Here is a 25196-nt window from a genome sequence, read left to right as displayed (position 1 = left end):
GAAGCTCGTCCGCCGCAGCGCCGCGCCAACCAAACCGCTTGGCGCTGCGGCGGATGCATAGGGGGAGAACTGTTACCTATGTATCCGGTTCAATCTGTTACCCATCTATCGGCTGGACACCGGCAGGGCGATGAGGGGCAGCGCCGACCTCGGCGATTGTCTAAACCAACCCCCGCTTCACCATCATCGCGTCTGCCGAAGGCATCTTGCCGCGAAACGCCGTGTACAGCTCTTCGGGATCCTTCGAGCCGCCGGCAGCGTAGATGTTCTTCCTCAGCCGCTCGGCCAGCGCCGGGTTGAAGGGGTCTCCGGTCTCCTCGAAGGCGGCGAAGGCATCGGCGTCGAGCACCTCCGACCACATGTAGGAATAATAGCCGGCCGAGTAACCGTCGCCCGAGAAGACATGGCCGAAATGCGGGGTGCGATGGCGCATCGCGATCGTGTCAGGCATGTCGAGCTTTTCCAATGTTTCGCCCTCGAAACGAAGCGGCTGTTCCGGCGCGTCGGGCCGTGCATGGTAGGCCATGTCGATCAAGGCGGAGGCGGTGAATTCGACCGTGGCGAAGCCGGCGCCGAAAGTGCGCGCGGCCAGCATCTTGTCGAGCAGCGCCTTCGGCATCGGCTTGCCGGTCTTGACATGCAATGCATGCTTTTCCAGCACCGCCGGCACCGTCAACCAGTGCTCGTAAAGCTGCGAGGGCAGTTCGACGAAGTCGCGGCTGACCGAAGTTCCGGAAACCGATGGCCAGGTGACGTCGGTCAGCATGCCATGCAGCGCATGGCCGAATTCGTGGAACAAGGTCTTCGCCTCGTCGACCGACAGCAGGGCCGGCTCGCCCGCCGGCGGCTTGGCGAAGTTCATGACGTTGTAGATCACCGGCTTCGCGCCGTGACCGAGCTTATATCCGGACTTCAGCGCGCTCATCCAAGCGCCGGAGCGTTTCGAGGGCCGCGCGAAATAGTCGGCCAGGAACAGGCCGCGCTCGCTCCCGTCGGCGTTTTTCACCACGAAGACACGCGCGTCCGGGTGCCAGGCGGCAATACCCTTCTTCTCCTCGAAAGTGATGCCGAACAGCCGCGTCGCCACGTCGAAGCAGGCGTCGATGACGCGGTCGAGCTGCAGGTAGGGTTTGAGTTCGGCCTCATCGAAGGCGAACTTTTCCGCGCGCAGCTTCTCCTGGTAGAAGCGCCAGTCCCAGGCGGCGAATTTTTCGTTGCTGCCGGCTTCGGCCGCCAGCCGCTCCAGTTCCTTCTGGTCGGCGGCGGCTTTTTCCAGCGCCTTGTCCCAGACCGGGTCGAGCAGCGCATGCACCGCCTTCGGTGTCTTGGCCATGGTGTCGTCGAGCTTGAGCGCGGCGAAGGAGGCATAGCCGAGCAGCTTCGCCTTCTCGGCCCGCAGTTTCAGCATGTCGCGCACCACCGTCGTGTTGTCGGACGCACCACCGTTCTGGCCGCGCATGGTGAAGGCGCGAAAGGCGATCTCGCGCAGGTCGCGGCGCTCGGAGAAGGTGGTGAACGGCTCGTAGATCGAGCGCGACAGGGTGACGGCGTAGCGGCCCTTCTGGCCACGTATCTCGGCGGCCTCGGCCATCGAGCTTTTCACGAAATCCGGCAGGCCGGCGAGGTCGGCCTCGTCGAGGAAGAGCGCCCAGTCGCGCTCGTCGGCCAGCACGTTCTGACCGAAAGTCGTGCCGAGCGACGACAGCTCCTCGCTGATTTTCGCCAACCGCTTCTTGCCGTCGGCGTCGAGCTTGGCGCCGGAACGGACGAAGCCTTTCCAGGTCTTCTCCAGGACACGCAGCGTCTCGGGATCGAGCTTCAGGCTCTCGCGGCGCTGATAGAGGTCGTCGATGCGGGCAAACAGTTTTTCGTTCATCGAGATCGCCGAGAAGTGCCTCGACATCTTCGGCGAAATGTCGCGCTCCAGCGCCTGGATCGTCTCGTTGGTGAAGGCGCCGGCGCGGCACCAGAAGATCGACGAGACGTGATCGAGCGCCTCGCCGCCCAGTTCCAGCGCGGCAAGCGTGTTGTCGATGGTCGGCGCATCCTTGCTGGTGGCGATCGCGTCGATCTCGGCCTCATGCGCCTTCAGCGCGGCGTCGAAGACAGGGGAGAAATCACCGTCGCCAATATGGGCAAAATCGGGCAGGCCGAGCGGTCCTCGCCACGCGGTCAACGGATGGGCGGCGAGATCGACGGCTTTCGGAGAGGGCATGGAGGGTCTTTCGCTGGCATCAGAAGGAGGGTGTCACCGATGTAGGGCGTGGCCCGCGGGCCCGCAATATGCCAGTTGGCCGATCCGCCTCAGTAGCCCTCGCAGTTTTCGGCGATCGCGGCTTGCGAGCTGGCGGTGATGCGGTTGTTGTTCACCGCGAAGGTTTCCTGCATCAGCATGTCATTGTCGGGGAAATCGTAGCAGGCGATCACGGTGGTGACCCCGCCCTCGCTCTTCTCGATGCGGTGCCGGATAGCAGCACCGGCAACCGCGCCTTTCCATTCGTCGAGCGAAGCGATGAATTCCTGCTTGCTCTGGACGACGCCGAGGTCGTCGAGCTTGATGCGGACGTCGTCGGCGAGCAGGTCTGACAGCTCGGTGCGATCGGCGACCAGCAGCGCCGAATACCAGCGGCTGATGATGGCGCGGTCATCGGCGCGAGCGGCAACGATCGCTATCAGCAGCGCGGCCGCCGCGAAAACGACCGGCCGGACGCTCATCGCCTGCCGCGCCGTACCGGTCATTCCAGCACCGGGCGCTCGAAATCGCCGGTTTCCTTGTTCATCACCCAGAGCTCGCCGGTCGAAATGTCGAACCAGGCTCCGTGCAGCGACAGCCGCCCCTTGCCCTCGAGGATCGAGACGCAGGGAAAGGTCCTGAGGTTGGCGAGGGAATAGCGAATCGAGATGCGCTCGAGTGCCGTCTGGCGCTCCGTCGCCGTCATGAAGGTGCTGGCCGACACCGTCTCGGCGGCGGGCGCGATCAGGCTCATCCACTTGCCGATGAAGTCGCCGGGCGACAGCGGCGCGGAATTGGGGTCGAGCGCCGCGCGGATGCCGCCGCAGCGGCCGTGGCCCATGACGACGATGTTCTTGACCTTGAGACTCTGCACCGCGAATTCGAGCGCCGCCGAAGTCGAATGGAACTCGCCGTCCGGCTCGTAAGGCGGCACCAGGTTGCCGACATTGCGCAGCACGAAGAGCTCGCCGGGGCCGGCGTCGAAGATCGCCTCGGGTGCAGATCGCGAGTCGCAGCAAGCGACGATCATGGTCTCGGGCGCCTGGCCTTCGCGGGCGAGCTCGCGATAGCGGCCGCTCTCCGTCAGGTAGCGGCCGTTCATGAAATTGCGGTAGCCGGCGAGGAGGTGTTCGGGAAGATGAGGCATGGGCGGCTAAGGCCTTTCCGGGTTGGAGGCGGCAGCTCTGCTATTTTGTTTACGCATCGTGCTTTCCGAAAGCCGATTCCGGCTTTCGGGCCGATACGTCGCGGTCGAGGAAAGGCTCTAACGGCAAAAGCCCGCTACGAGCAATGCAGAATTGTAGGGGCTGGCCATAAATGCCATGCGCCAAAAGCGTGACGCCCGCCGACATTGTCATGCCCAGATGGCGACCGGTATGCCAAAACCGTCAGCGAGCGGCGGGTCGGGAAACGGTTTTGCTTTGCCGCTGGCGATGCGGCCGGCGATCAGCGCCATCGCCGCCGCATCGAGGAAATCGTCGGCGGCCGCACCACGTGGCGGCGGCTGGTCGACGAAGTCCATTTCATAGCCATGCCGGCAAAGCAGTGCCTTGCGCTCCGCCATGCCGGCCGGGTTGACACTGCCCTTGATCTTCTTCGGCAACAGCATGGCCTGGTCGCCATTCAGGCGGCAGAAGGCGACTTCCGGATGCGATTCGAAGACGCGGCCACGCAGTTCGGGCCGCGCGATCAGCAGTGTGTCGATCTCACGGATCTTGGAGAAGATGCCGAAGGCCTGGATGGAAACGCCGCGCGGTGGATCGGATGTGGTCCTGGCCACCTCGCTTGCGCTGCGATGCGCGGCGTACCAGGCTTCGATCGTGGTGAAGCCGCAGGTGTCGGCATAGAGCGCGGCGCGGGACGGGATCGAAAAGACGCTGGACTGGCGCGCGCCGAGCAGCGGCCGCACCAGCGCTTCCGGTCCGCGCCCGCCATTTTGCGAAAATTCCGGCAAGCCGATCGGCATGTCGACGGCGACGATCGCGTCATCGGGGATCGCCGCCAGCAGGGCAGCAAATGTGGGGAAGACATCGACCGAAGGCGCGGGGCTGGCGTCACGAGGTGTCGAACCGGGTTCGTGCAGCACGGCGATCCAGCCGGCCTTGCAGCCATCGGCGCCGACGAGCACGATTTCGGCGGGGGTCACGCCCGGCGGTCCCGCCCCGGATGCGTCAGGTGGCGAAGCTGGACCATGGCCATCGGGTGCGACAGGCTCTGCGCATCGGTTTCGAGCTGCAATTCGTCGCCGCCGCGCTTGGCCGTGCGCGCCAGGATCTCGTAGACCGCCGCCGTGGTCGACTGCAGCGCCTTGATCGCCGGCTGGCCGGACAGGATGCGCGCCAGGTAGACGGCGGCCGTCAGGTCGCCCAGACCGTTCGGCGGCTTGTCGATCAGGCGGTGTTCGGCGAGCAGCGCCTGGGTGCCGTCGAGCAGCAAATTGCCGGTGCCGCCTGAAATCATCGCCGGTGCCGAGGTGACCAGCATGGTCGACGGTCCGGCATGGAGCGCCGCCGAGATCACCGATTTCAGGTCGGGCAGCGGCGCGCCGGCCATCCATCCCAGCTCATAGCGGTTGGGGGTGGCGATGTCGGCGATCGGCATCAGGCGGTCGCGCATGGCGGCGGCGGTGGGCTCGGGCACATAGAGGCCGCCGGAATCACCCATCACCGGATCGCAGATATAGACGGCGTCGGGCGTCCTGGCCTTGACCGCGGCGACCAGCGAGGCGACCGCCTCGGCCTGGCCGGCCTCGCCGAGGTAACCGGAGAGCACGGCGCCGACTTCACCCAGCCACGGCGCGCGCTCCAGATCGGCCATCAGCGCCTTGAACTGGTCGAGCGGCGGCACGATGCGGGTGGCGCGGCCATGTCCGGGATGCCAGGGCAGGATGATTGTCGGCACCGCCCACACCGGAAAGCCCAAGGTCTCCAGCGCGAAGACGGCGGCGCGGTTGCCGACGGAGCCACGGGCGACATGGCTGGAAATGACGATGACCGCGCGCGGCGCGTCGGCTTTTTCGGCGCTCATTGTTTCTTGATTCCTAGCTGTCCCGGGTGAGGAAAAGCACGAGCCAGACCATCAGGCCCAGCGCCAGAAGCAGTCCGAGTATCCGGCCAACGCGCGTACCCCAGACTTCGATCGGATCCGTGCGATCGGCGTCGGCCGCGGAGACGTGGTCGCGCATGCCTTTCGTCGTCCGTGCCACGAAAGAGTTGCCGGCCGGATCGGTCTCCTGCGCGACGCGCTGGAGGATACGGCGCGATTCGCTGTCGCTGTTCTGGCGTTGCGCCATGTTGATGTCCCGTTCTGATCGGACCTTATCGCGTTCGCGGACCCAATCACAGGGCCTTGCGCGGGCCCGATTCACGCAGAGCCTGTTCCAGAGGTCGAGGCCGTTTTCTTGCGCGCCGATTGTGGTAATGCTTCGCCTGCAACTTCTATCGAGGGAACCCCATCATGCTTGCCCAGCGCCTTGCTCGACCATCGACATTCCGCACGCTGCCCGCCTTCCTGATGATGGCAATCGTGCTGCCGCTGCTTGCCGGCTGTGGCTACAACACCATCCCGACGGCGGAAGAAAACGCCAGGGCGGCATGGAGCGAGGTGTTGAATCAGTATCAACGCCGCGCCGATCTCATTCCCAATCTGGTCGAGACGGTCAAAGGCTATGCTTCGCATGAAAAGGACACGCTCGACGCGGTGGTCGAGGCGCGCGCCAAGGCGACGCAGATCACGGTGACGCCGGAAACGCTGAAGGATCCGGAAGCGCTCAAGAAGTTCCAGGATGCCCAGGCAGGGCTGACCAGCGCGCTGTCGCGGCTGATCGCGGTGTCGGAGGCCTATCCCGACCTCAAGGCCAACCAGAATTTCCTGGCGCTGCAGGCACAGCTCGAAGGCACCGAGAACCGCATCGCGGTGGCGCGGCGCGACTACATCCAGGCCGTCAGGGACTACAATCTGACGCTGAAGACCTTCCCGTCGGTGCTGTGGGCGACCTTCTGGTTCCGTGGCAACGAGCCGTTCGCCAACTTCACCGTCGACGAAGACAAGATGCAGCCGCCGAAGGTCGATTTCGGCACGAAGCAGGGCGGGTGAACGGGCCATTGTTTCGCGGGGCCTGAAAGCATTGCGTTCCGTGGCGCCCCCCTCTGTCCTGCCGGACATCTCCCCCACGAGTGGGGAGATCACATGTCGCGTTGGCTTTCGCCAATCTCCAACGCCTAAAAGGGAGAGCCGGCGGTCAAGCCGCCAATCTCCCCCCTCGTGGGGGAGATGTCCGGCAGGACAGAGAGGGGCGCCTCGCGCGTACCTCACTCTTCTTGGGTTTCTTCTCGGTTTCCTTCTCCTACCCCTAAGCGCCTTCGCCGCCGATCTGCCGGCGCTCACCGGCCGCGTCGTCGACAATGCCGGCATCATCGATGCCGGCACACGTGCGGCGCTGACCCAAAAACTCGCCGCCTTCGAAACCAAGGGCTCGGACCAGATCGTCGTCGCCACCATCCCCAGCCTCGACGGCGAGGAGATCGAACCCTACGCCAACCGGCTGTTCCGCTTCTGGAAGCTCGGCCAGGCCAAGGAGAACAACGGCGTCCTGCTCCTGGTCGCGCCGAACGATCGCAAGATGCGCATCGAGGTCGGCTATGGGCTGGAAGGCACGCTGACCGACCTGCACACCAAGCTGATCATCGAGAACGACATGGTGCCGGCGTTCCGTGCCGGCGATTTCTCCGGCGGTATCTCCAAGGCCGTCGACGACATGATCATGGTGCTGGAGGGCAATCCGGAGGACTTGGAGGCGCGTGGCAAGCGCAACGAGCAGCCGCCGTTCAATGCCGACGACCTGTTCTTCGCCGTCTTCATCAGCATCTGGGCGATCATTTTCTTCGGCAGCATCGCGGCCTCGGTCCTGCCGCCGATCTTCGGCCAGAAGCTCGGGCCCGGACGCTATCGCTGGCTGGGCATGACCTTCGAGCCGCACCGGCGGTCCTCATCCGGGGGCGGCTGGTCGTCCGGAAGCTCCGGCGGCGGCTGGTCTTCGGGTGGCGGGGGTGGCGGCTTTTCGGGCGGCGGCGGTTCGTCCGGCGGCGGCGGCGCCTCGGGAAGCTGGTAGGCCATGGTAAGAGCCGCCGTCCCATCGATGCCCGGCCGATGCGCCACGGGATTGCGCCTGGCCTTAATCACACTGGCGTCCCTGCTGCTTGCCTCGATCGCCGCCTTCGCCGCCGATCTTCCGGTTCTCACCGGCCGTGTGGTCGACAATGCCGGCATTATCGATGCCGCGACCAAGGCCGCGCTGACGCAGAAGCTGGCGGACTTCGAAACCAAGGGCTCGGATCAGATCGTCGTCGCCACCATCCCCAGTCTCGACGGCGAGGAGATCGAACCCTACGCCAACCGGCTGTTCCGTTTCTGGAAGCTCGGCCAGGCCAAGGAGAACAACGGCGTCCTGCTCCTGGTCGCGCCAAACGACCGCAAGATGCGCATCGAGGTCGGCTATGGGCTGGAAGGCACGCTGACCGATCTGCATACCAAGCTGATCATCGAGAACGACATGGTGCCGGCGTTCCGTGCCGGCGATTTCTCCGGCGGCATCTCCAAGGCCGTCGACGACATGGTCATGGTGCTGGAAGGCAATCCCGAGGAACTGGAGGCGCGCGGCCGCCGCAATCCCGCCGACAGCAGCACTTCCATGGACCCGATCGTCGCCGTGTTCCTGATCCTGTGGGCGACGATGTTCTTCGGTGGCCTGGCAATGGCATTCCTGCCGCCGATGTTCGGCACGAAGCTGTCGCCGGGCGTGTATAGATGGCTGGGGATGACGTTTCGCTATGGCCAGGGAGCGGGCGGATCCACGGGCAGCAGCGGCTGGACGACGGGGTCGTCGGGCGGCGGCTGGTCCTCGGGGTCAAGCAGCGGCGGCGGCGGGTTTTCGGGCGGCGGCGGCTCGTCCGGCGGTGGCGGTTCTTCAGGAAGCTGGTGAGACAAGATCATGGCAACACGACCGATCAGCCCGCAGGATCATGAGCGCATCGCCGCTGCGATCCGTGCCGCCGAAGCGCAAACCGATGGCGAGATCTATTGCGTCGTGGCGCATGCCAGCGACGGTTATTTCGCCCCCGCCGCGCTGATGGCGACCCTCGGCATGCTGATCGTCAGCCTTGCCGTCGCCTATGGGCTGGAAGCCTGGTGGCTCACCATCCGCCTGCCGCATTTCGTCATTGCCGAGTTGCTGGCGCTGGCCTGCGTGCTGGCCCTGCTGTGGACGCTGCCCGGCCTGCGCATCCACATGGTGCCACGCCGGCTGCGCTATCAGGCAGCGCACGCCAATGCGGTCAAACAGTTTCTCGCCCGCAACGTTCACCGCACCACGGCGCGCACCGGCGTGCTGATCTTCGTCTCGATCGCCGAGCGCTACGCCGAGGTGGTGGCCGATTCAGGCATCGACGCCAAGGTCGGCCAACAAGTCTGGGACGGAGTGGTGCGTGACCTGACCGCCCATGCCGGGGACGACCGGCTCGCCGACGGCTTCGTCAAGGCGATCGAGCAGGTGGGGGCGGTGCTGGCCGAGCATTTCCCTGTTACGCCGGGCGATACCAACGAACTGGACGACCATCTGGTCGAAATCTGAGTCTGCCGGCAGACGCCACCCTGCCGATCCGGCCCATTTCGGGACGGGGCTTATCCAATTTCGGCAATGTCAGGATCGGATGTAGAAAGCGGTTGGCGGGCCGCCCCGGACTCTTGCAATCGGCCGATGCGGGTTTATGGTTAACAAATCATGAATACGCTGACGATCGATATTCGGAAGGCAGACCCGCGCGATGCCGGCGCCATTGCCGAGGTGCACTTGGAAGCCTGGCGCGGCGCCTATAGCGGCATCATCCCGCACCGCACGCTGACGTCGATGATCAACCGCCGGGGAACCGACTGGTGGGCGAATGCCATACGCCGCGCGGCGACCGTGCTGGTCGTCGAGATCGGCGGCACGATTGCCGGCTATGCGACGATCGGCAAGAACCGCGCCAAGGAGCTCAAGCAGCAAGGCGAGATCTACGAATTGTACCTGCGCCCGGAATATCAGGGCATCGGGCTGGGCAGGCGGCTGTTTTCAGCGGCCAGGGCGCGGCTTGCCGACCATGGGCTGAAGGGCATGGTGGTGTGGGCGCTGGAAGACAACCAGAACGCACTCGCCTTCTACGCAGGTGCCGGCGGACGCGACATCGCCGAAGGGGTCGAGATTTTCGAGCAGAAGGCGCTGAAGAAGGTCGCCTTCGTCTGGGAGTGACTGCCGGGCACGATCGCGGAAGGCGAAGTCCCGGGCTCACGTAAATCACGACGCTGAAACATCTTGTGCCGATGATTGAACGCGCCGAACGCCATCGCGTCCCGCCGGATGCATGTAAGCACCATTCGCCGCATTGCACCATTTTGCGCCGCCCGCTATCTCCTGCCAATCGAGAGAGGGACAAAAGCCATGCGCATCGAAGCCATAGCCACTGGAAAGAATCCGCCTGAGGACGTCAACGTCATCATCGAGGTGCCGATCGGCGGCGAGCCGATCAAGTACGAGATGGACAAGGAGGCCGGCACGCTGTTCGTCGACCGCTTCCTGCACACCTCGATGCGCTACCCCGGCAATTACGGCTTCGTGCCGCACACGCTGTCGGGCGACGGCGACCCGATCGACGTGCTGGTTTGCAACACGCGTGCGCTGGTGCCGGGCTGCGTCATCAATGTGCGGCCGATCGGCGTGCTGATCATGGAAGACAATGCCGGCCAGGACGAGAAGATCATCGCGGTGCCGTCACCGAAGCTCACACTGCGCTACGAGAACATCACCGAATACACGCAGCTGCCCGACATCACGCGCCAGCAGGTGCAACACTTCTTCGAGCACTACAAGGATCTCGAGCCCGGCAAATGGGTCAAGATCGAAGGCTGGCACGATTCCAAATACGCCAAGAGGATGATCATCGACGCGGTTGCACGGGCAAAGGCGAGCAAGTAGCTCGAGCGGTCAGTTATCAACCCGGCCGAAAGCCGGCACGTCGCCGATCACCACGCGCTTGTCCTTGCCGCAGGCGAAGCCTTTCGCCTTCTCGTCGGCGATCTTGCGCGCCTGGTCGTTGGCGGTGGGGTTGCCGGTGGCCAGCACCAGGCCGACGGTGCAGCCGTCACGGGCGTCCATCTGGGCGACCTTGGCGACGAGCAGCACCTCGGTCTTCCTGGTCTCGTCCTCGGGATTGCTGATCGAGCGGCGGTGGATGACCGCGAATGGCACCGCCTTGTCGCCATTGGTTTCGATGCGCCACTCGACCTTGGCCCCGGACGAATTGAAGGCCGAAAAACTTTCCCAGGCGGACGTCATGTCGCCGCCGGGCGGAAAACCGTAGAACAGCGATTCGCGGGCGTCGTCATATCCGATCAGCACGGAATAGCCGCGATAGCCGGAGCAGGCGAGGTCGGCCCAATCGCCGTCGCCCTGCTCGGCCTGCGCATAGGTCACGCAGTCCTTCTTCCAGTCGAGGTCGGTGTAGGCGCTGGATATCTCGCCGGCTTGTGCCGCCTGGCAGAGGCCGGCGAGGATGAGCGGGATCAACAGGCTGCGCATCGCGGGGATCTCCGTTGGCGGTCGTCCCAGCGTATCGCCAATCGCTATTTCTTCAAGCTCGCCTCGATCAGCAGGTCGGCGTTGCGGGCGACCGACTGTGCCGGTCCGCCGAGGCCGAACAGCTGGCCGCTGATATAGGCGCCTTCGATGAGCAGCAGCAGCCCGTCGCCCAGCGTGTCAGGGTCATGCGCGCCCATCGCAGCCGCCATGGCGCGCAGGCGGCGGCGCAATTCCTGCTTGTTGGCCTCGCTGACGACGCGGGCCGGATGGCTGTGGTCGGGATATTCGACCGCCGCATTGGTCATGCCGCAGCCGCGATAGTCCGCCACCTGCGTTCGCTTGCCGATGCGGGTCAGGAAAGCCTTGATCTGCGCACGAGGGTCACCGGGATTGGCGGCAACCGCCTCATCGAAACGCTCCCAGTATTCAAGATCGTATTGCCTGAGGTAGGAGGCGGCCAGTTCGTCCTTGGAGGGAAAGCTGCGATAGAGGCTCGGCTTGGTGACGCCGGCGCGCTTGACGATCTCGTCGACACCGATCGCCCTGATACCTCGCCGGTAGAACAGGTCATAGGCCACGTCGAGGATCTTCTTGGCGGCCTTGGGTGGCGCCGACGCATGACCGTCGCTGATGGTCAGTTCAATATTTTTGTCGCTTGGCATCATAAGACTCGATTGACAATGTTACCGATCGGTACGTATACATACACCCACCTTGCAACGTACCGGTCAGTAACATGATAGCTCAATCCCGTCCGTTTGGCCAGCGCTACGCTTTCGTCGTGGTTGGCGTCATCTTCCTCTGCCTGCTGATCGCGGCCGGCCTGCGCTCCGCGCCGTCCGTCATGATGCTGCCGCTGGAAAACAGCTTCGGCTGGCGGCGCGACGTCATTTCATTGGCCGCTGGCGTCGGTATCCTGCTCTATGGGCTGACCGGTCCGTTCGCCGCGGCGCTGATGGAACGCATCGGGCTGCGCCGCACGCTGCTTGCGTCGCTGGTGGTGATGTCGGCTTCGACCGGGCTCAGCCTGCTGATGACCAAGCCCTGGCATCTGTTCATCACCTGGGGCGTTTTTTCCGGCATCGGATCTGGCGCCGTCGCCAGTGTGCTGGGTGCCACCATCGTCAACCGCTGGTTCAAGACCAATCGCGGCCTTGTCATGGGGCTGATGTCGGCCTCCAGTGCCACCGGCATGCTGATTTTCCTGCCGCTGATCGCCTCGCTTGCGCAGGCAGGCGGCTGGCAGCCTGTCGTCATCGCCGTCGCGATCGCGACCGCGGCGTTGATCCCTCTGGTCTGGCTGCTGGTGCCGGAGCGCCCGGCCTCGATCGGCATGGTGCGTTATGGCGCAGAGGCGGATGATGTGCCGCCGACTTCGCCCGCGTCACAAGGCAACTTCCTGGCGCATACGCTCAACACGTTGCGCCGGGCCGCCGGCACGCGGGTGTTCTGGTACCTGTTCGCCACCTTCTTCGTCTGTGGCTTCACCACCAACGGTCTCGTCGGCACACATCTGATCGCGTTCTGCGGCGACATGGGCATCGGGGAGGTGCAAGCGGCCGGCCTGTTGTCGATGATGGGCATTTTCGACCTGATCGGCACGACGCTGTCAGGATGGCTCACCGACCGTTACGACCCGCGCAAACTGCTTGGCGTCTACTACGCGGTGCGTGGTCTCTCGCTGATCTACCTGCCCTATTCCGGCTTCTCGGCGACCAGCCTGATCATCTTCGCGGTGCTCTACGGTCTCGACTGGATCGCCACCGTGCCGCCGACGCTGCGGCTCGCCAACGAAGCCTTCGGCGACCGTAGCGGGCCGATCGTGTTCGGCTGGATCGTCGCCGGTCACCAGGTGGGTGCCGCCACCGCCGCCGCCTTCGGCGGTACGATGCGCGAACTGCAGGGCAATTACGAACTGGCGTTCCTGATTGCCGGCATGACGGCGATCGCCGCCGCCTGTATTTCGCTCCTGATCAACACCAGCCGGCCGGCTTTCGATCCGGAACCGCAGCCGGCTTGAGGCGGCAGGCAGAATGGCCGATCTTCCCACGAGGGGGAGATCGCCAGCTTCGCGGAACGGCGCGAACTTTCAGTCGGGATAGCAGACCATCGGAATGTTGGGCCAAACCGCCGCATCACAATTGGCGCTGGCCTGTCTCTGCTTGAAGGCGGCGCTGACCGGGCCGGTCACCACCGGGTCGACGCCATCGGGTGCGTCGGCAAAGGCCTGTTGCGCGGAAGGCGCGTCAGCCGGCAGGACGGCACGCGCTTCCTTCAGCGTCGCGGCTGATTGCGCGGCATTGGCCGCCAGCAGGACGGCAAAGGCGGCGGACGCGATCAGCGGCCAAAATCGGTTGAGTTTATCGGTCATGACGTTCGAACTGTCCGGGCCCTCAAAGGTTCCCGCCTTGGTTAACAAAATCATTTCACACGCAGATGCTTAAGATTTGATGAGTATTTGGTGTCGCGCTTCCCCTTTCGCAACTGCGAAAAACCCTGTATGAGCCGCGCAACCGAAAGAGGCAGCGCCTTTGGCCTGCTGCCTGCAACGCTTCCGAGACCAGAATCATGAACCTCCGTAATATCGCGATCATCGCGCACGTCGACCATGGAAAGACCACCCTGGTCGACCAGCTTTTGAAGCAATCCGGGTCTTTCCGAGACAACCAGCGCGTCGCCGAGCGCGCCATGGATTCCAACGACCTCGAAAAGGAACGCGGCATCACCATCCTGGCCAAGGCGACCTCGGTCGACTGGAAGGACACCCGCATCAACATCGTCGACACCCCCGGCCACGCCGATTTCGGCGGTGAGGTCGAGCGCATCCTCTCGATGGTGGATTCGGCCATCGTGCTGGTCGACGCCGCCGAAGGGCCGATGCCGCAGACCAAGTTCGTCGTCGGCAAGGCGCTGAAGGTCGGTTTGAAGCCGATCGTCGTCATCAACAAGATCGACCGTCCCGACGCCCGCCATGTCGAGGTGGTCAACGAGGTGTTCGACCTGTTCGCCGCGCTCGATGCCACCGACGAGCAGCTCGACTTCCCGATCCTCTATGGTTCGGGCCGCGACGGCTGGGTGTCGGAAAATCCCGAAGGCCCGAAGGACCAGCAGCTTGCGCCGCTGTTCGACCTCGTCATCAAGCATGTCCCGGCGCCGACCGTTCATCCCGGCCCGTTCCGCATGATCGGCACCATCCTGGAAGCCAACCCGTTCCTCGGCCGCATCATCACCGGCCGCATCGAGAGCGGCACGCTGAAGTCGAACCAGGCGGTCAAGGTGCTGCACAATGATGGCACCCAGATCGAAACCGGCCGCATTTCGAAGATCCTTGCTTTCCGGGGCCTCGAGCGCCAGCCGATCGAAGAGGCGCAGGCAGGTGACATCGTTGCCATTGCCGGCCTGTCCAAGGGGACCGTCGCCGACACGTTCTGCGACCTGGCGGTGACCGAGGCGCTGCATGCGCAGCCGATCGACCCGCCGACCGTGACCATGTCCTTCCTCGTCAACGACAGCCCGCTCGCCGGTACCGAAGGCGACAAGGTGACCAGCCGCGTCATCCGCGACCGGCTGCTGCGCGAGGCCGAAGGCAATGTCGCGCTGAAGATCGAGGAATCGCCCGACAAGGATTCGTTCTTCGTCTCCGGACGTGGCGAATTGCAGCTCGCCGTGCTGATCGAGACCATGCGCCGCGAAGGCTTCGAAATCGCCGTCTCGCGTCCACGCGTCGTCATGCAGAAGGGCGAGAACGGCGAATTGCTGGAGCCGGTCGAGGAAGTCGTCATCGACGTCGACGAGGAGCATGCCGGCGTCGTCGTGCAGAAGATGTCGGAGCGCAAGGCCGAAATGGTCGAGCTGCGGCCCTCGGGCGGCAACCGCCAGCGCATCGTCTTCCACGCGCCGACGCGCGGCCTGATCGGTTACCAGTCGGAATTGTTGACCGACACGCGCGGCACCGCCGTGATGAACCGGCTGTTCCATGCCTACGAGCCCTACAAGGGCGAATTGCCCGGCCGCACCAACGGCGTGCTGATCTCCAACGAGCAGGGCGAGTCGGTCGCCTACGCCATGTGGAACCTGGAAGACCGTGGCCCGATGGTCATCGATCCGGGCGTCAAGGTCTATCAGGGCATGATCATCGGCATCCACAGCAGGGACAACGACCTCGAAGTGAACGTGCTGAAGGGCAAGAAGCTGACCAACATCCGCGCCGCCGGCAAGGATGAAGCGGTCAAGCTCACCCCGCCGATCCGCATGACGCTGGAGCGCGCGCTGGCCTGGATCCAGGACGACGAGCTGGTCGAGGTGACGCCGAAGACTATTCGCCTGCGCAAGCTCTATCTCGACCCGAACGAGCGCAAGCGCTTCGAGAAGTCGTCGAAGGCGGTCGGCGCGGCGTAATTTTCCATTTTACGGAACTGACGGAAGGGGCGAGGCACATCGGTGCCTCGCCCCTTTTTCATCCCCCAGCGGCCAGGATGATGGCCTGCCGATCTGGTTCGCTGGCAAGATTGACGCGGATCGTCGTCCCCTCGCGGGCTGGCTTGCGAAGGGCTTTGCTCCCCTCGGAATCAACGACCAGCAGCCGTCGCTCCTCCAGCGCCTGGAGCCGCGATCGCGAGATGCCGAATTCGCTGGCCAGCAAGCGGTCGAGCCTCAGCGATATCGGCACTTCCAAACCCAGCCGGAGTTCCAGCGCCGTCGCGCCCTGCTTCATCCCGCCGATCACCTGTTTGCGCACGGCGGCATCAGGGAATTCCTCGACGCGCCCAACCTGGTTGCGCAGGGCGACGATGTCGAAGGCATGGCGACGTGCCAGCTCCGGATCGTTGCTCTCGAGCGCCGCGAGAAGCGCCGGCCCGATGTCACGGCGGTTGCAGCGTTCGAAAATGCCGAAATTCCAGGAATTGTCACAGTCGACGCAACGATAGATCAGCCAGACGTCGATGCGCTTGCCATTGGCGTTGACGCGGAATTTCCCGCTGCAGCGATAGGCTTTCACGCCGCCGCAGCGATTGCAGTTGATCAATGGGCGCGGTGCGATTTTAGGCGCGATCGTCCAGTGGATGCGCAGGATAGAAGACATGCCGGTAAATCCTTCCCGTCGGGAAGTTCATCCGGTCGGCGATGTCGAGATGCCCGTGCGGGCGCGGCGTGGCGGGTGGCTGCGGAGATCGTGAAGTCGGGTGTCGCTGGGCGAAAAGCGCGCGACAGCGGTTCAGCAGTGCCAAACCGGTCTCGAACCGCCGCCCAGAGGAACACATGAAAAATGAAACAGGCACTGCTGATGCGGCGCCATGCAGGTGTGTCGGGGGAGTTGACGAGACCGGCGGTTACTGAGGCAAAGTGAAGCTCGAAATTGTTTCGCGGCGGCCCTTCTAGCGGCGTGACGCCGCGCGGACAAGCGTCATTTTGTCGGCGCTACCGCAGCTCGATGGCTTGCGCTAGTGTCAGGTTTCAAAGGTTGCCAGACAGAGACCCTCGCCATGCACCTCACCTCGCTGCTGATCTTCGCCGCCGCCTTGTTCGTGGCCGCCGGTTCGCCCGGTCCGTCGATCGCGGCACTTGTCGCGCGCGTCATTTCGAAGGGCTTTCGCGACGTGTTCCCGTTCCTGCTTGCCATGTGGATCGGCGAAGGCATCTGGCTTTCGCTGGCGGTGTTCGGGCTCGCCGTGGTGGCGCAGACCTTCCATCTCGCTTTCGTCGCGGTGAAATGGGCTGGCGTCGCCTATCTGGCCTACCTCGCCTGGAAGATGTGGACGGCGCCCGTCGACGCCAAGGAGGGCGAGATGCCGCGTGAAGACTCGCCGGCGAAGCTTTTCTTCGCCGGCATGGCTGTCACGCTCGGCAATCCCAAGATCATGATGTTCTACCTGGCGCTGTTGCCGACCATCATCGACCTCGCTTCGGTCAGTCTCGTCGGCTGGGTCGAACTGACGGCGACCATGGCGGTGGTGCTGATCGCCATCGATCTCGCCTGGGTGCTCGCCGCCTCGCAGGCACGCAAACTGCTCAGGAGCAAGCGCGCCATGAAGATCGCCAACCGCGTCAGCGCCACGACGATGGCCGGTGCCGCGGCGGCCATCGCGGCGCGCTCTTGAGGCGACCCGTCAGCCCATCATGTTGATGATGGGGGCGATCTCGACGTTGCAGTTTGGCATGGCCAGCATCGGGCAGCCCTTGGCCTTCTCGGCGGCTTCGTCGATATCCCTCGCCTCGATGATCGAGTAGCCGCCGGTCGGGTTGCTGCCGCCATTGTTTTCGACCTTGCCGCCGGGCAGCACCGTCTTCGACATGCCGACAGGATTGCCGCGCTCGACCACGGCCGAGCCGAGTTTTCCGAACCAGTCTGTCCAGGCGTCGGTCATCGCCTTTCGCTCGGAGTCGCTCGTCGGCATCTTGCCGGAGCCGTGATAGACGTAGAGAAACTTCGCCATGTTCTCCTCCCTTGATGAGCGGCATCGAACCGGCATGCGGTCATGCCGCATGCCGATCATCGGACCAAAATGACGAGTGGGCAACGAAAATACGCAATCGCTAATATTCGTGCTGCCGCGAGGTGATCGCCTTGCGCCCTCCTGCCATTCTGAAGGGTGGCGCGCCGGCTCCTGGAATACCGCCTTGCGGCAAGCTCATCAGTTGGGCAGAACGCCGGCCGCCGGAAGTGAAGCACTCTTCGGGGCCAGCGGCCCGCCGGAATAGAATTTCGAAGCCGGGTTCTCCTGCATGAAATCGTAGGCGACCATGCCGAGCGGCCGCTTTTGCCGTTCCGATGCCGCCTGATGCCAGGGGATTACCTGGCGCAGCGCCTCGAGTGCCGCGGTTGGCGCCGCGCCGAATTTCCGCTGCGGGTTCTGCGCCTTGCGGATTTCCATCCAATAGCTTGCCGTCAACAGGTCCTGCGCCAGCAGGTGGAACGACACGTCGACCGCCTCACGCGCGCGTTGCGTCTTGATGCGGGTTTGCGCTTCCAGGTCCTCGACGGTGGCGACGATCGCTTGGCCATTCGGCGTCACCGGGGTGCCGAGGTCGGCCAGCTCCTGCCAGAGATCGGTCGGCAGATAGCCGTCGAAGGTCGGGATGTCCTTGCGCTCTTCGGGCTTCAGCACATCGGCCGGCTTGACCACGGTGAAGAAGGGGTTGCGGAAGCGCTCGATGCGCTGCGCCACCGCGACGCCAAGATTGGTCAGCGAGATGGTGAAAGCCTCGACCTGATTGGCCATGGGATAGGGATCCCAGTTGGCGTTGGAGAAGATATAGCCGGACTTGCCGTTACTCAGCGGCCCGCCCTTGATGTAATATTTCATGAATTGCGGCGTGCTCAGCTCCGGCGAGCTCTGCGGCGTCAGGCCCGGCAGGATGGCCGGATTGTGATCCGACGAATTGATCGAAAGCAGCACGGATTGGCGCAGATCCGCCCAGGCATGCCAGGCCGAGCCCTGGCGCTGGCTGGAGGCGCGCATGCTTTCCGGGTCCTGGATGATGCGGGCCGGATCCTCGTCGAAGAGATAGCTGCCCTTGATCATGTCCATGATCCTCGCCGCGTCCCATGTCAGCCACGGGTAAGGCCGCATGGATTGCACCGGCACCGATATCGGCGTCACGCTGGAGTTCATGCCGTTGAGCCCCATGGCGTAGCTGAGGTCGGTCCATTCCAGCAGTTTTCGCGCGTCCTCGAGCAAGAGCACGGCTTGCGCCTGGGCATAGGCATTGGTGCTGATCAGCGCGGCCTGGTCGGCGGCGAAGGGTTCGAGCGGCTTCAGGCCGGCCTGGGAGAGGGCCTGGGAGGCGGGCATGCGTGTGCCGTTGAAATAGGCCTCGCCCTCGCCGACCATAGTCGCGCCGATATTGCCGAGTGTCGCGAGGTCGCCTTCGCCGAGCGTGCCGCGCGATTGCACCACCGGCGTCACCCGCTTGTTCAGCATGTCGACAAGCATATGCGTCAGCTGCGGGCTGGCGGCTTCGTAGGACATGGTGTTGGCGCGGATCGCCATGATCGCGCGCACCAGCGCTTCTTCCTGCAGTTCCGGCCCGTAGCCTCTGTTGACCCCGCCCTTGAAGCGGGCGAGCTGCTGCTCCTTGAGGAGCTTGCTGTTTTCCGGCGTCGTCGGATCGCCGGAGAAGATCACCGTTTCGCGCTGATCGCCGGCGCCACGGTTGAACCAGTAGATCGTGATACCTTCGGCCGCACCCTCGAGCAGCAGGCCATAGGCATCCGCCGAGCGCTGCAGCGCTTCCGGGCTAAGCTCGACCTTGGCGCCGTTGCGGGCGATGTCGATGACCTGATCGATAGTCAGGTCATGCCCGGTCAACGTTACTGTCTTGGCTGCCGCGGTCTCGAAAATGGGCTGATAGGTGGTCGCTGCCTCGAAGGCATGAGCGGGTGGGGTGGCGAGCGCCAGTGTCATGGTCAGGGCGCAGAGAAAAATCCGGGGTTGGGCAATTCGCTCAAGCATAAGGGCTCCTATTCTCGAAGCGTTAGCCTCGGGCACGAAGTTTCACCCCTCGGAAATTTTGTTTCCCGGAAAACTAACTGGCTGCATTCGCCTGTCAACGCTTGATGAGAGCAGGACTGACGGTGCAGCCCGCGTGGCCCTATCGCGCCATGGCGTGGTATTCGTCGTTGGGCCGCATGTCGATTGCCGCCGCGACGCGGTTCGACATGTTGAAGAAGGCCGCGGTCGAGGCGATGTCCCAGATGTCGCGGTCGCTGAAGCCTGCCTGGCGCAGCGCCGCGCGGTCGGCCTCGACGATCCTGGCCGGTTCTTCGGTCAGCTTGACGGCGAATTCGAGCATCGCCGTTTGCTTCGGCGAAAGGTCGGCGGCGCGGAAATTCATCACCATCGTCTCGCCAAGCAAGGGGTCGCCCGAGAGCTGGCGCACCGCCGCGCCATGCGCGGTCAGGCAATAGTAGCAGTGGTTGATGGAGGAGACGGCGACCGCGATCATCTCGCGTTCCAGTTTCGACAGGCCGGATTCGCCCAGCATCAAATCATTGTACATGTCGGTGAAGGCGCGCAGCTTCTTGTCGTCGAAGGCATAGGCCCTGAGGACGTTGGGGACGAGGCCGAGCTTCTCCTCGCATTTGGCGAAATAGGCTTTTGTCGGTTCGCTCGGCTCTGCCGGGGCCAGGTCAAGCGCGGTGATTTTGCCTGTCATGGATCATTTCTCCTCGTCACGCGATGGCCTGCCGCCGAATTCCGATAATTCTTGGCAAGCCGTCAAACCTTTGTCGCCAAACAGCGGTCATCTGCTACCATAGTCGCAAAAGCATGCGACGGGAGGGAAGAAGCGTCATGGCCAGCGTGAAGTCCGCAGCTAAGTCGAAGAAGAAGGCAACGGCGGCGAAGACGGAGGACAGACCGGCCAGGCTTGCCGACTATCTGCTCGCCCGCGCGCCGGCTGAGGATATCGCCGCCTATGACGTGGCCGACCTCGAACGCGCCGCCGATCTCGCCGGCAAGGCGGTCGCCGGCCACAAAAAGGGTGAGTGCGTCGTCGCCGTCGAAGCCGATTCGGGCGTCGTTCGCGAAGGCCGCCCGGTGACGGTCATCACGGTCGTCAACGACAACATGCCGTTCCTGTTCGATTCCATCCTCGGCGAAGTCACGGAGACATCAGGGGGACCGACCCTGGTCACCCATCCGGTGATCACGGTTCGCCATGGCAAAACGGGTGTGGACGAAATCCTCGGCGATGGCAATTTCGCCAAGGACGACGGCAGCCACGACCGGCTGAGCGTGATCCATGTGCACATTCCCCGGTTGACGTCAGCACAGGCAAATGGCTTGACCGAGCGGTTGCGCAAGATGCTTGGCCAGGTCCACGCCGCGGTCAACGACTGGCGGCCGATGCTCGCCCGGCTCGATCAGGCCATCTCCGAATTCCGCTATTCTGCGGTGCCGCTCGACAAGAAGAGCGTCGCCGAGGCCATCGCCTTCCTGGAGTGGCTGCGCGACGACAATTTCACCTTCCTCGGCATGCGTGAATTCAAGTACACCGGCGGCGAGGAAAGCGGCAATCTGGAGCGCTCCGAAAAACCCGGCCTCGGCATCCTGACCGACCCGGACGTGCTGGTGCTGAGGCGCGGCACCGAGGCGGTGACGACGACGCCTGAAATCCGTGCTTTCCTGCACGGACCGGAGCCGCTGATCGTCACCAAGGCCAATGCCAAGTCCTTGGTGCACCGGCGCATCTATCTCGACTATATCGGCGTCAAGACCTACACCGCCAAGGGCACGTTGGCGGGCGAACTGCGCATCGTCGGCCTGTTCACCTCGACCGCCTACACGCGCTCGGTGATGAAGATCCCGTATCTCAGGTCCAAGGCCGAAACCATCATCGCCAAGTCGGGTTTCGACCGGCACGATCACTCCGGCAAGGCGCTGATCAACGTGCTGGAAAGCTATCCGCGCGACGAGCTGTTCCAGGTGCCGGTGCCGATCCTGCGCAAGCATGCCGCTGCCATTCTCGGCCTGATCGAGCGGCCACGCGTGCGGGCGCTGGTGCGTGCCGACCAGTTCGACCGTTTCGTATCGATCCTCGTCTTCGTGCCGCGCGACCGTTACGACAGCGTCGTGCGCGAGAAGATCGGCGCCTATCTGAAAACCGTGTTCGAGGGCCGGCTGTCGGCCTATTACCCGGCCTTCCCGGAAGGTGGGCTGGCGCGTGTGCACTTCATCATCGGCCGCTCCGGCGGCAAGACGCCGAAGGTCGAGCAGGCGACGATCGAAGCGGCGATACGCGACATCGTGCGCACCTGGGAAGATGCACTTGCCGATGCCGCGGAAGCCGACGGCAGCGATCCGGCGTTGAAGGCCATCGCCGCGCGGCTGCCGGAAAGCTACCGGGATTCGTTCAGCGCGGCGGTGGCGCTGGCCGATGCCGGGCGCATCGCCAAGATCAGCGCCGGCAATCCGATCGCCATCGACTATTACCGCCATACCGGGCAGAAACCGCAGCAGGCGGCGCTGAAAATCTATCACCATGGCAGCCCGGTGGCGTTGTCGCGACGCGTGCCGGTGCTGGAGAACATCGGTTTCCGCGTCATCAGCGAGCGGACTTTCGCAGTCGGCGACGAGGCCTCCGGGATGGTCTTCATCCACGACATGGAGCTGGAGAACAGCTACGGCGCGCGAATAGACCTCGCCGATGGCGGCGCGCTGTTCGAGGACGCGTTCCTGTCGGTGTGGCGCGGCGACGTCGACAATGACGGCTATAATGGCCTTGCGCAAACCGCCGGCCTGTGGTCGGGCGAGATTACCATCCTGCGGGCCTATGGCCGCTATTTGCAGCAGGTCGGCATTCCGCAGAGCCAGGATTTCATCGCCGCCGCCCTCAACCGCTATCCCGAGATCGCGCGCGGCCTGCATGACCTGTTCATCGCCCGCCTCGGCCCGACGGCGGAAACGGAAGGCGCGGTGGCGGCCAAGCATCTCAAGGCCAAGATCAAGGATGCGCTGGAGGATGTCCCCAACATCGACGACGACACCATCATCCGGCGCTACCTGAACCTGATCGAAGCCTCGCTGCGCACCAATCATTTCGTTGCCGATACGAAAGAGAAAGGCCAGTCGCTGGCGATCAAGCTCGAGTCGCAAGCGGTCGAGGGATTGCCGGCGCCGCGGCCATGGCGGGAAATCTTCGTCTACGGTTCCGAGGTCGAAGGCCTGCATCTGCGCTTCGGCCCGGTCGCACGCGGCGGCCTGCGCTGGTCGGACCGCGCCCAGGACTACCGCACCGAAGTGCTCGGCCTGGTCAAGGCGCAGCAGGTCAAGAACGCCGTCATCGTGCCGGTCGGTGCCAAGGGCGGCTTCTATCCCAAGAAACTGCCGATGAGCGCCGGACGCGACGCCATCTTCGAGGCCGGCACCTCCGCCTACAAGAACTTCGTCTCCAGCCTTTTGTCGATCACCGACAATATCGGGCTGGACGGTGTCATTCCGCCGGCCGGTGTCGTGCGCCGCGACCAGGACGATCCCTATTTCGTCGTCGCCGCCGACAAGGGCACGGCAACCTTCTCCGACACCGCCAACGCCATCTCGGAAAAGCATGGCTTCTGGCTCGATGATGCCTTCGCGAGCGGCGGTTCGGCCGGCTACGACCACAAGAAGATGGGCATCACCGCCAAGGGCGCCTGGGAAGCGGTCAAGCGGCACTTCCGCGAGATGAACCGCGACATCCAGACCTCGCCTTTCACCGTCGTCGGTGTCGGCGACATGTCGGGCGACGTGTTCGGCAACGGCATGCTGTTGTCGCCGAAGACGCGGCTGATCGCAGCCTTCGACCATCGCGACATCTTCATCGATCCCGATCCTGACATGGCTGCCTCGATGGCCGAGCGCGAACGCATGTTCGCGTTGCCGCGTTCGAGCTGGCAGGACTATGACAAGACCAAGCTGTCGGAAGGCGGCGTCATCGTCTCGCGCAGCCAGAAGTCGATCACCTTGCCGGCTGCCGCGGCGACCGCGATCGGCCTCGCCAAGACGACCGCCACGCCGGTCGAGATCATGACCGCCATCCTCAAGGCGCCCGTCGATCTCCTGTGGTTCGGCGGCATCGGCACCTATCTCAGGGCATCGACCGAAACCAATGCCGAGGTCGGCGACCGCGCCAACGATGCCATCCGCATCACGGCGCTCGACGTCCGCGCCAAGGTTATCGGCGAGGGTGCCAATCTCGGCGTCACCCAGCGGGCACGCATCGAGTTCGGCATGAATGGCGGCCGCTGCAATTCCGACGCTATCGACAATTCGGGCGGCGTCAACTGCTCCGACGTCGAGGTCAACATCAAGATCGCGCTGGCGTCGGCCATGCGCAAGGGATCGCTGACGCGACCGGCGCGCAACAAGCTGCTGGCCGAGATGACCGACGAGGTCGGCGGCCTGGTGCTGTCCAACAACTACCAGCAGACGCTGGCGCTTTCGATCGCCCGCAAGCGCGGCCTCGCCGACATCGCGCATCAAAGCCGCTTCATGACCGCGCTGGAGGCGCGTGGCCTGCTCGACCGCGTGGTCGAGACGCTGCCGTCGCCGGCGGCGCTTGCCGAGCGCGAGGCGCGCGGCGAGCCGCTGACCCGGGCCGAGCTCGGCGTGCTGCTCGCCTATGCCAAGATCGTGCTGTTTTCCGACATCGTCGCCATCGACGTGCCGGATGATGAGCATTTCGACCGCGACCTGATGGGCTATTTCCCGGACCGGATGGCGAAAAAGTACGCTTCCGAGATCCGCGGCCACCGGCTGCGCCGCGAGATCATCGCCCGTGTCGTCGCCAACGATCTGGTCAATCGCGGCGGCCCGTCCTTCGTCAACCGGCTGCAGGAAGCGACGGGGCGCACCGCCGCCGACGTGGTGCGCACCTTCGCCGTGGTGCGCGACGGCTTTGCGCTGCCGGCACTCTATCGCGAGATCGACGCGCTGGATAACCAGATCGACGGCCAGGTGCAGCTCGATCTCTACCAGATGGTGAGCCGGCTTATCTATATGAGCAGCGGCTGGTATCTGAAAAACGATGCCGGCACGGCATCGCTTGGCCAACGCATCGCCGAACTGCAGGATGCACGCAAGGCGCTGGAGCCCAAACTGGTATCGCTGCTGCCGGTTTTTTCGCGCGAGCGGATCGAGGAGAAGCGGCACGGGCTGTTCAAGGCGGGCGCTCCGGAAAAGCTCGCCGAGCAGCTGGCGATGAGCGAGGCGGCGGAGCTCATTCCCGACATCGCGCTGACGGCGCGCACCGCCGGTGCCGGTATCGTCGCGGCCGCAAAGGCGTTCTTCGCCGTCAGCGATGCCTTCCGCATTCCGCGCGTCGAGGATGCGGCGCGCTCGATCACGCCATCGGACTATTATGATCAACTCGCTCTGTCCCGCGCCACCGACACGATCGGCGCGGCGCGGCGCGGCATCGCGGTGGCCGCGCTCACCGGCCATGCCAAGGCCGCGGATCCGGTGGCGGCCTGGCTGGAAGCGGGCGGCGAGCGGGTGGCGCGCATCCGCGAGCGGCTGCAGGCGCTGACCGAAGGCGGCGACATCACCGTGTCCCGGCTGTCGGTCGCGTCGGGACTGATGAGCGATTTGACGGGGATGTGAGCATCTCCGAAACGCCGGCGCCGCCCCTCATTGCCCTGCCGGGCATTTCTCCCCGCATAGTGACGGGGAGAAAGGGCTGGCCGCGGCCTCGGCGCCTTCTTTTGGGACGCTGGTGATTGGCGAAATCCGCAGTGACGGCGCCCCTCTCCCCGTCTCTATACGGGGAGAGGATGCCGGCAGGCAGGTGAGGGGCGGCACGAACATTTGCCAGTTTGCATGCCCATGAAAAACATGCAGACATGACGCCCGACGCGGGCGGGCCGGGGGAATC

General features: G+C 64.3%; 23 protein-coding genes. 10 read left to right on the top strand and 13 right to left on the bottom strand.

Translation table 11 applies throughout. The features are described from left to right. Positions 1-160: 160 nt before the first annotated feature. The 6 genes from EN804_RS26395 to EN804_RS26370 form a co-directional block, all read right to left on the bottom strand. Positions 161-2215: a M3 family metallopeptidase gene (locus EN804_RS26395; protein WP_135921691.1), complete on the bottom strand. Its 2055-nt coding sequence runs from the start codon at positions 2213-2215 to the stop codon at positions 161-163. Positions 2216-2304: 89 nt separating this feature from the next. Then, a complete protein-coding gene (locus tag EN804_RS26390; RefSeq protein WP_127872891.1) occupies positions 2305-2739 on the bottom strand; it encodes a nuclear transport factor 2 family protein in 435 nt (144 codons plus the stop codon). Further along, entirely contained in the window at positions 2736-3380 is a 645-nt protein-coding gene (locus tag EN804_RS26385; RefSeq protein WP_023771805.1) for a carbonic anhydrase, read from the bottom strand. Before EN804_RS26385 ends, EN804_RS26390 begins: the two co-directional genes overlap by 4 nt. Before the next feature lie 207 nt (positions 3381-3587). Beyond that, entirely contained in the window at positions 3588-4379 is a 792-nt protein-coding gene (locus EN804_RS26380) for a DUF429 domain-containing protein (RefSeq protein ID WP_135921690.1), read from the bottom strand. Next, positions 4376-5260, bottom strand: coding sequence for a pyridoxal kinase PdxY (gene pdxY, locus EN804_RS26375; RefSeq protein ID WP_135921689.1), 885 nt, complete (start codon positions 5258-5260; stop codon positions 4376-4378). Before pdxY ends, EN804_RS26380 begins: the two co-directional genes overlap by 4 nt. Before the next feature lie 13 nt (positions 5261-5273). Then, positions 5274-5525, bottom strand: coding sequence for a hypothetical protein (locus EN804_RS26370; RefSeq protein ID WP_135921688.1), 252 nt, complete (start codon positions 5523-5525; stop codon positions 5274-5276). 164 nt (positions 5526-5689) lie between these two features. Here EN804_RS26370 and EN804_RS26365 point away from each other — a divergent pair, with 164 nt between their 5' ends. The 6 genes from EN804_RS26365 to ppa all read left to right on the top strand — a co-directional run bounded on the left by EN804_RS26365 (position 5690) and on the right by ppa (position 10241). Then, the gene (locus tag EN804_RS26365) at positions 5690-6328 is read left to right on the top strand and encodes a LemA family protein (protein ID WP_127280912.1); all 639 of its coding nucleotides are present in this window, start codon (positions 5690-5692) and stop codon (positions 6326-6328) included. 40 nt (positions 6329-6368) lie between these two features. Beyond that, complete coding sequence (locus EN804_RS26355; RefSeq protein ID WP_246693488.1) at positions 6369-7343, top strand: YgcG family protein; 975 nt, start codon at positions 6369-6371, stop codon at positions 7341-7343. Between the two features lie 27 nt (positions 7344-7370). Further along, the gene (locus tag EN804_RS26350; protein WP_246693489.1) at positions 7371-8213 is read left to right on the top strand and encodes a YgcG family protein; all 843 of its coding nucleotides are present in this window, start codon (positions 7371-7373) and stop codon (positions 8211-8213) included. Between the two features lie 9 nt (positions 8214-8222). Then, entirely contained in the window at positions 8223-8861 is a 639-nt protein-coding gene (locus EN804_RS26345) for a TPM domain-containing protein (protein WP_127278726.1), read from the top strand. Positions 8862-9011: 150 nt separating this feature from the next. After that, positions 9012-9518, top strand: a complete 507-nt coding sequence (locus EN804_RS26340) for a GNAT family N-acetyltransferase (RefSeq protein WP_127278725.1) — start codon at positions 9012-9014, stop codon at positions 9516-9518. Positions 9519-9707: 189 nt separating this feature from the next. After that, the gene (gene ppa / locus EN804_RS26335) at positions 9708-10241 is read left to right on the top strand and encodes an inorganic diphosphatase (RefSeq protein ID WP_127278724.1); all 534 of its coding nucleotides are present in this window, start codon (positions 9708-9710) and stop codon (positions 10239-10241) included. Positions 10242-10250: 9 nt separating this feature from the next. Here ppa and EN804_RS26330 read toward each other — a convergent pair whose 3' ends face one another. Then, positions 10251-10844 (bottom strand): hypothetical protein, encoded by a 594-nt coding sequence (locus tag EN804_RS26330; RefSeq protein WP_127278723.1) that lies wholly within the window; start codon positions 10842-10844, stop codon positions 10251-10253. Between the two features lie 44 nt (positions 10845-10888). Next, positions 10889-11506, bottom strand: coding sequence for a TetR/AcrR family transcriptional regulator (locus EN804_RS26325; RefSeq protein ID WP_127278722.1), 618 nt, complete (start codon positions 11504-11506; stop codon positions 10889-10891). Positions 11507-11580: 74 nt separating this feature from the next. Between EN804_RS26325 and EN804_RS26320 the strand changes: the two genes are divergently transcribed. Continuing rightward, the gene (locus EN804_RS26320; RefSeq protein WP_167531439.1) at positions 11581-12864 is read left to right on the top strand and encodes an MFS transporter; all 1284 of its coding nucleotides are present in this window, start codon (positions 11581-11583) and stop codon (positions 12862-12864) included. Between the two features lie 69 nt (positions 12865-12933). On the opposite strand, the gene EN804_RS26315 is transcribed toward EN804_RS26320, so the two are convergent. Continuing rightward, positions 12934-13215 carry a hypothetical protein gene (locus tag EN804_RS26315; RefSeq protein WP_245464393.1) on the bottom strand — a complete coding sequence of 94 codons (282 nt, stop codon included), beginning with the start codon at positions 13213-13215 and terminating at the stop codon, positions 12934-12936. 197 nt (positions 13216-13412) lie between these two features. On the opposite strand from EN804_RS26315, the gene typA reads away from it, so the two are divergent. Beyond that, positions 13413-15242 (top strand): translational GTPase TypA, encoded by a 1830-nt coding sequence (gene typA / locus EN804_RS26310; RefSeq protein ID WP_027145159.1) that lies wholly within the window; start codon positions 13413-13415, stop codon positions 15240-15242. A 58-nt stretch (positions 15243-15300) separates the two neighbouring features. Here the strand turns inward: typA and EN804_RS26305 are convergent, their stop codons facing one another. After that, positions 15301-15927, bottom strand: a complete 627-nt coding sequence (locus tag EN804_RS26305) for a DUF1062 domain-containing protein (protein WP_135921685.1) — start codon at positions 15925-15927, stop codon at positions 15301-15303. A 400-nt stretch (positions 15928-16327) separates the two neighbouring features. On the opposite strand from EN804_RS26305, the gene EN804_RS26300 reads away from it, so the two are divergent. Further along, positions 16328-16942 (top strand): LysE family translocator, encoded by a 615-nt coding sequence (locus tag EN804_RS26300; protein ID WP_127278719.1) that lies wholly within the window; start codon positions 16328-16330, stop codon positions 16940-16942. A 9-nt stretch (positions 16943-16951) separates the two neighbouring features. Here the strand turns inward: EN804_RS26300 and EN804_RS26295 are convergent, their stop codons facing one another. The 3 genes from EN804_RS26295 to EN804_RS26285 all read right to left on the bottom strand — a co-directional run bounded on the left by EN804_RS26295 (position 16952) and on the right by EN804_RS26285 (position 20000). Continuing rightward, positions 16952-17278: a YciI family protein gene (locus EN804_RS26295; protein ID WP_127278718.1), complete on the bottom strand. Its 327-nt coding sequence runs from the start codon at positions 17276-17278 to the stop codon at positions 16952-16954. 198 nt (positions 17279-17476) lie between these two features. Further along, positions 17477-19297 (bottom strand): aromatic amino acid ammonia-lyase, encoded by a 1821-nt coding sequence (locus EN804_RS26290; RefSeq protein ID WP_135921684.1) that lies wholly within the window; start codon positions 19295-19297, stop codon positions 17477-17479. A 139-nt stretch (positions 19298-19436) separates the two neighbouring features. Continuing rightward, a complete protein-coding gene (locus EN804_RS26285) occupies positions 19437-20000 on the bottom strand; it encodes a peroxidase-related enzyme (protein WP_127278616.1) in 564 nt (187 codons plus the stop codon). Positions 20001-20137: 137 nt separating this feature from the next. Here EN804_RS26285 and EN804_RS26280 point away from each other — a divergent pair, with 137 nt between their 5' ends. Then, positions 20138-24925: an NAD-glutamate dehydrogenase gene (locus EN804_RS26280; protein ID WP_135921683.1), complete on the top strand. Its 4788-nt coding sequence runs from the start codon at positions 20138-20140 to the stop codon at positions 24923-24925. The last annotated feature ends 271 nt before the right edge of the window (positions 24926-25196 follow it).

This window comes from Mesorhizobium sp. M8A.F.Ca.ET.161.01.1.1, assembly GCF_004792105.1.
GTDB lineage: Bacteria > Pseudomonadota > Alphaproteobacteria > Rhizobiales > Rhizobiaceae > Mesorhizobium.
Note: the sequence above shows the minus strand (reverse complement) of the source record. Positions and strands in the feature narration are given on the sequence as shown.

Excerpts from the sequence above, each read along its gene's own strand:
- EN804_RS26395 (WP_135921691.1), bottom strand. The coding sequence starts at position 2,215 with ATGCCCTCTCCGAAAGCCGTCGATCTCGCCGCCCATCCGTTGACCGCG.
- EN804_RS26390 (WP_127872891.1), bottom strand. The coding sequence starts at position 2,739 with ATGACCGGTACGGCGCGGCAGGCGATGAGCGTCCGGCCGGTCGTTTTC.
- EN804_RS26385 (WP_023771805.1), bottom strand. The coding sequence starts at position 3,380 with ATGCCTCATCTTCCCGAACACCTCCTCGCCGGCTACCGCAATTTCATG.
- pdxY (WP_135921689.1), bottom strand. The coding sequence starts at position 5,260 with ATGAGCGCCGAAAAAGCCGACGCGCCGCGCGCGGTCATCGTCATTTCC.
- EN804_RS26370 (WP_135921688.1), bottom strand. The coding sequence starts at position 5,525 with ATGGCGCAACGCCAGAACAGCGACAGCGAATCGCGCCGTATCCTCCAG.
- EN804_RS26365 (WP_127280912.1), top strand. The coding sequence starts at position 5,690 with ATGCTTGCCCAGCGCCTTGCTCGACCATCGACATTCCGCACGCTGCCC.
- EN804_RS26350 (WP_246693489.1), top strand. The coding sequence starts at position 7,371 with ATGCCCGGCCGATGCGCCACGGGATTGCGCCTGGCCTTAATCACACTG.
- EN804_RS26345 (WP_127278726.1), top strand. The coding sequence starts at position 8,223 with ATGGCAACACGACCGATCAGCCCGCAGGATCATGAGCGCATCGCCGCT.
- EN804_RS26340 (WP_127278725.1), top strand. The coding sequence starts at position 9,012 with ATGAATACGCTGACGATCGATATTCGGAAGGCAGACCCGCGCGATGCC.
- ppa (WP_127278724.1), top strand. The coding sequence starts at position 9,708 with ATGCGCATCGAAGCCATAGCCACTGGAAAGAATCCGCCTGAGGACGTC.
- EN804_RS26330 (WP_127278723.1), bottom strand. The coding sequence starts at position 10,844 with ATGCGCAGCCTGTTGATCCCGCTCATCCTCGCCGGCCTCTGCCAGGCG.
- EN804_RS26325 (WP_127278722.1), bottom strand. The coding sequence starts at position 11,506 with ATGCCAAGCGACAAAAATATTGAACTGACCATCAGCGACGGTCATGCG.
- EN804_RS26320 (WP_167531439.1), top strand. The coding sequence starts at position 11,581 with ATGATAGCTCAATCCCGTCCGTTTGGCCAGCGCTACGCTTTCGTCGTG.
- EN804_RS26315 (WP_245464393.1), bottom strand. The coding sequence starts at position 13,215 with ATGACCGATAAACTCAACCGATTTTGGCCGCTGATCGCGTCCGCCGCC.
- typA (WP_027145159.1), top strand. The coding sequence starts at position 13,413 with ATGAACCTCCGTAATATCGCGATCATCGCGCACGTCGACCATGGAAAG.
- EN804_RS26305 (WP_135921685.1), bottom strand. The coding sequence starts at position 15,927 with ATGTCTTCTATCCTGCGCATCCACTGGACGATCGCGCCTAAAATCGCA.
- EN804_RS26300 (WP_127278719.1), top strand. The coding sequence starts at position 16,328 with ATGCACCTCACCTCGCTGCTGATCTTCGCCGCCGCCTTGTTCGTGGCC.
- EN804_RS26295 (WP_127278718.1), bottom strand. The coding sequence starts at position 17,278 with ATGGCGAAGTTTCTCTACGTCTATCACGGCTCCGGCAAGATGCCGACG.
- EN804_RS26290 (WP_135921684.1), bottom strand. The coding sequence starts at position 19,297 with ATGCTTGAGCGAATTGCCCAACCCCGGATTTTTCTCTGCGCCCTGACC.
- EN804_RS26285 (WP_127278616.1), bottom strand. The coding sequence starts at position 20,000 with ATGACAGGCAAAATCACCGCGCTTGACCTGGCCCCGGCAGAGCCGAGC.
- EN804_RS26280 (WP_135921683.1), top strand. The coding sequence starts at position 20,138 with ATGGCCAGCGTGAAGTCCGCAGCTAAGTCGAAGAAGAAGGCAACGGCG.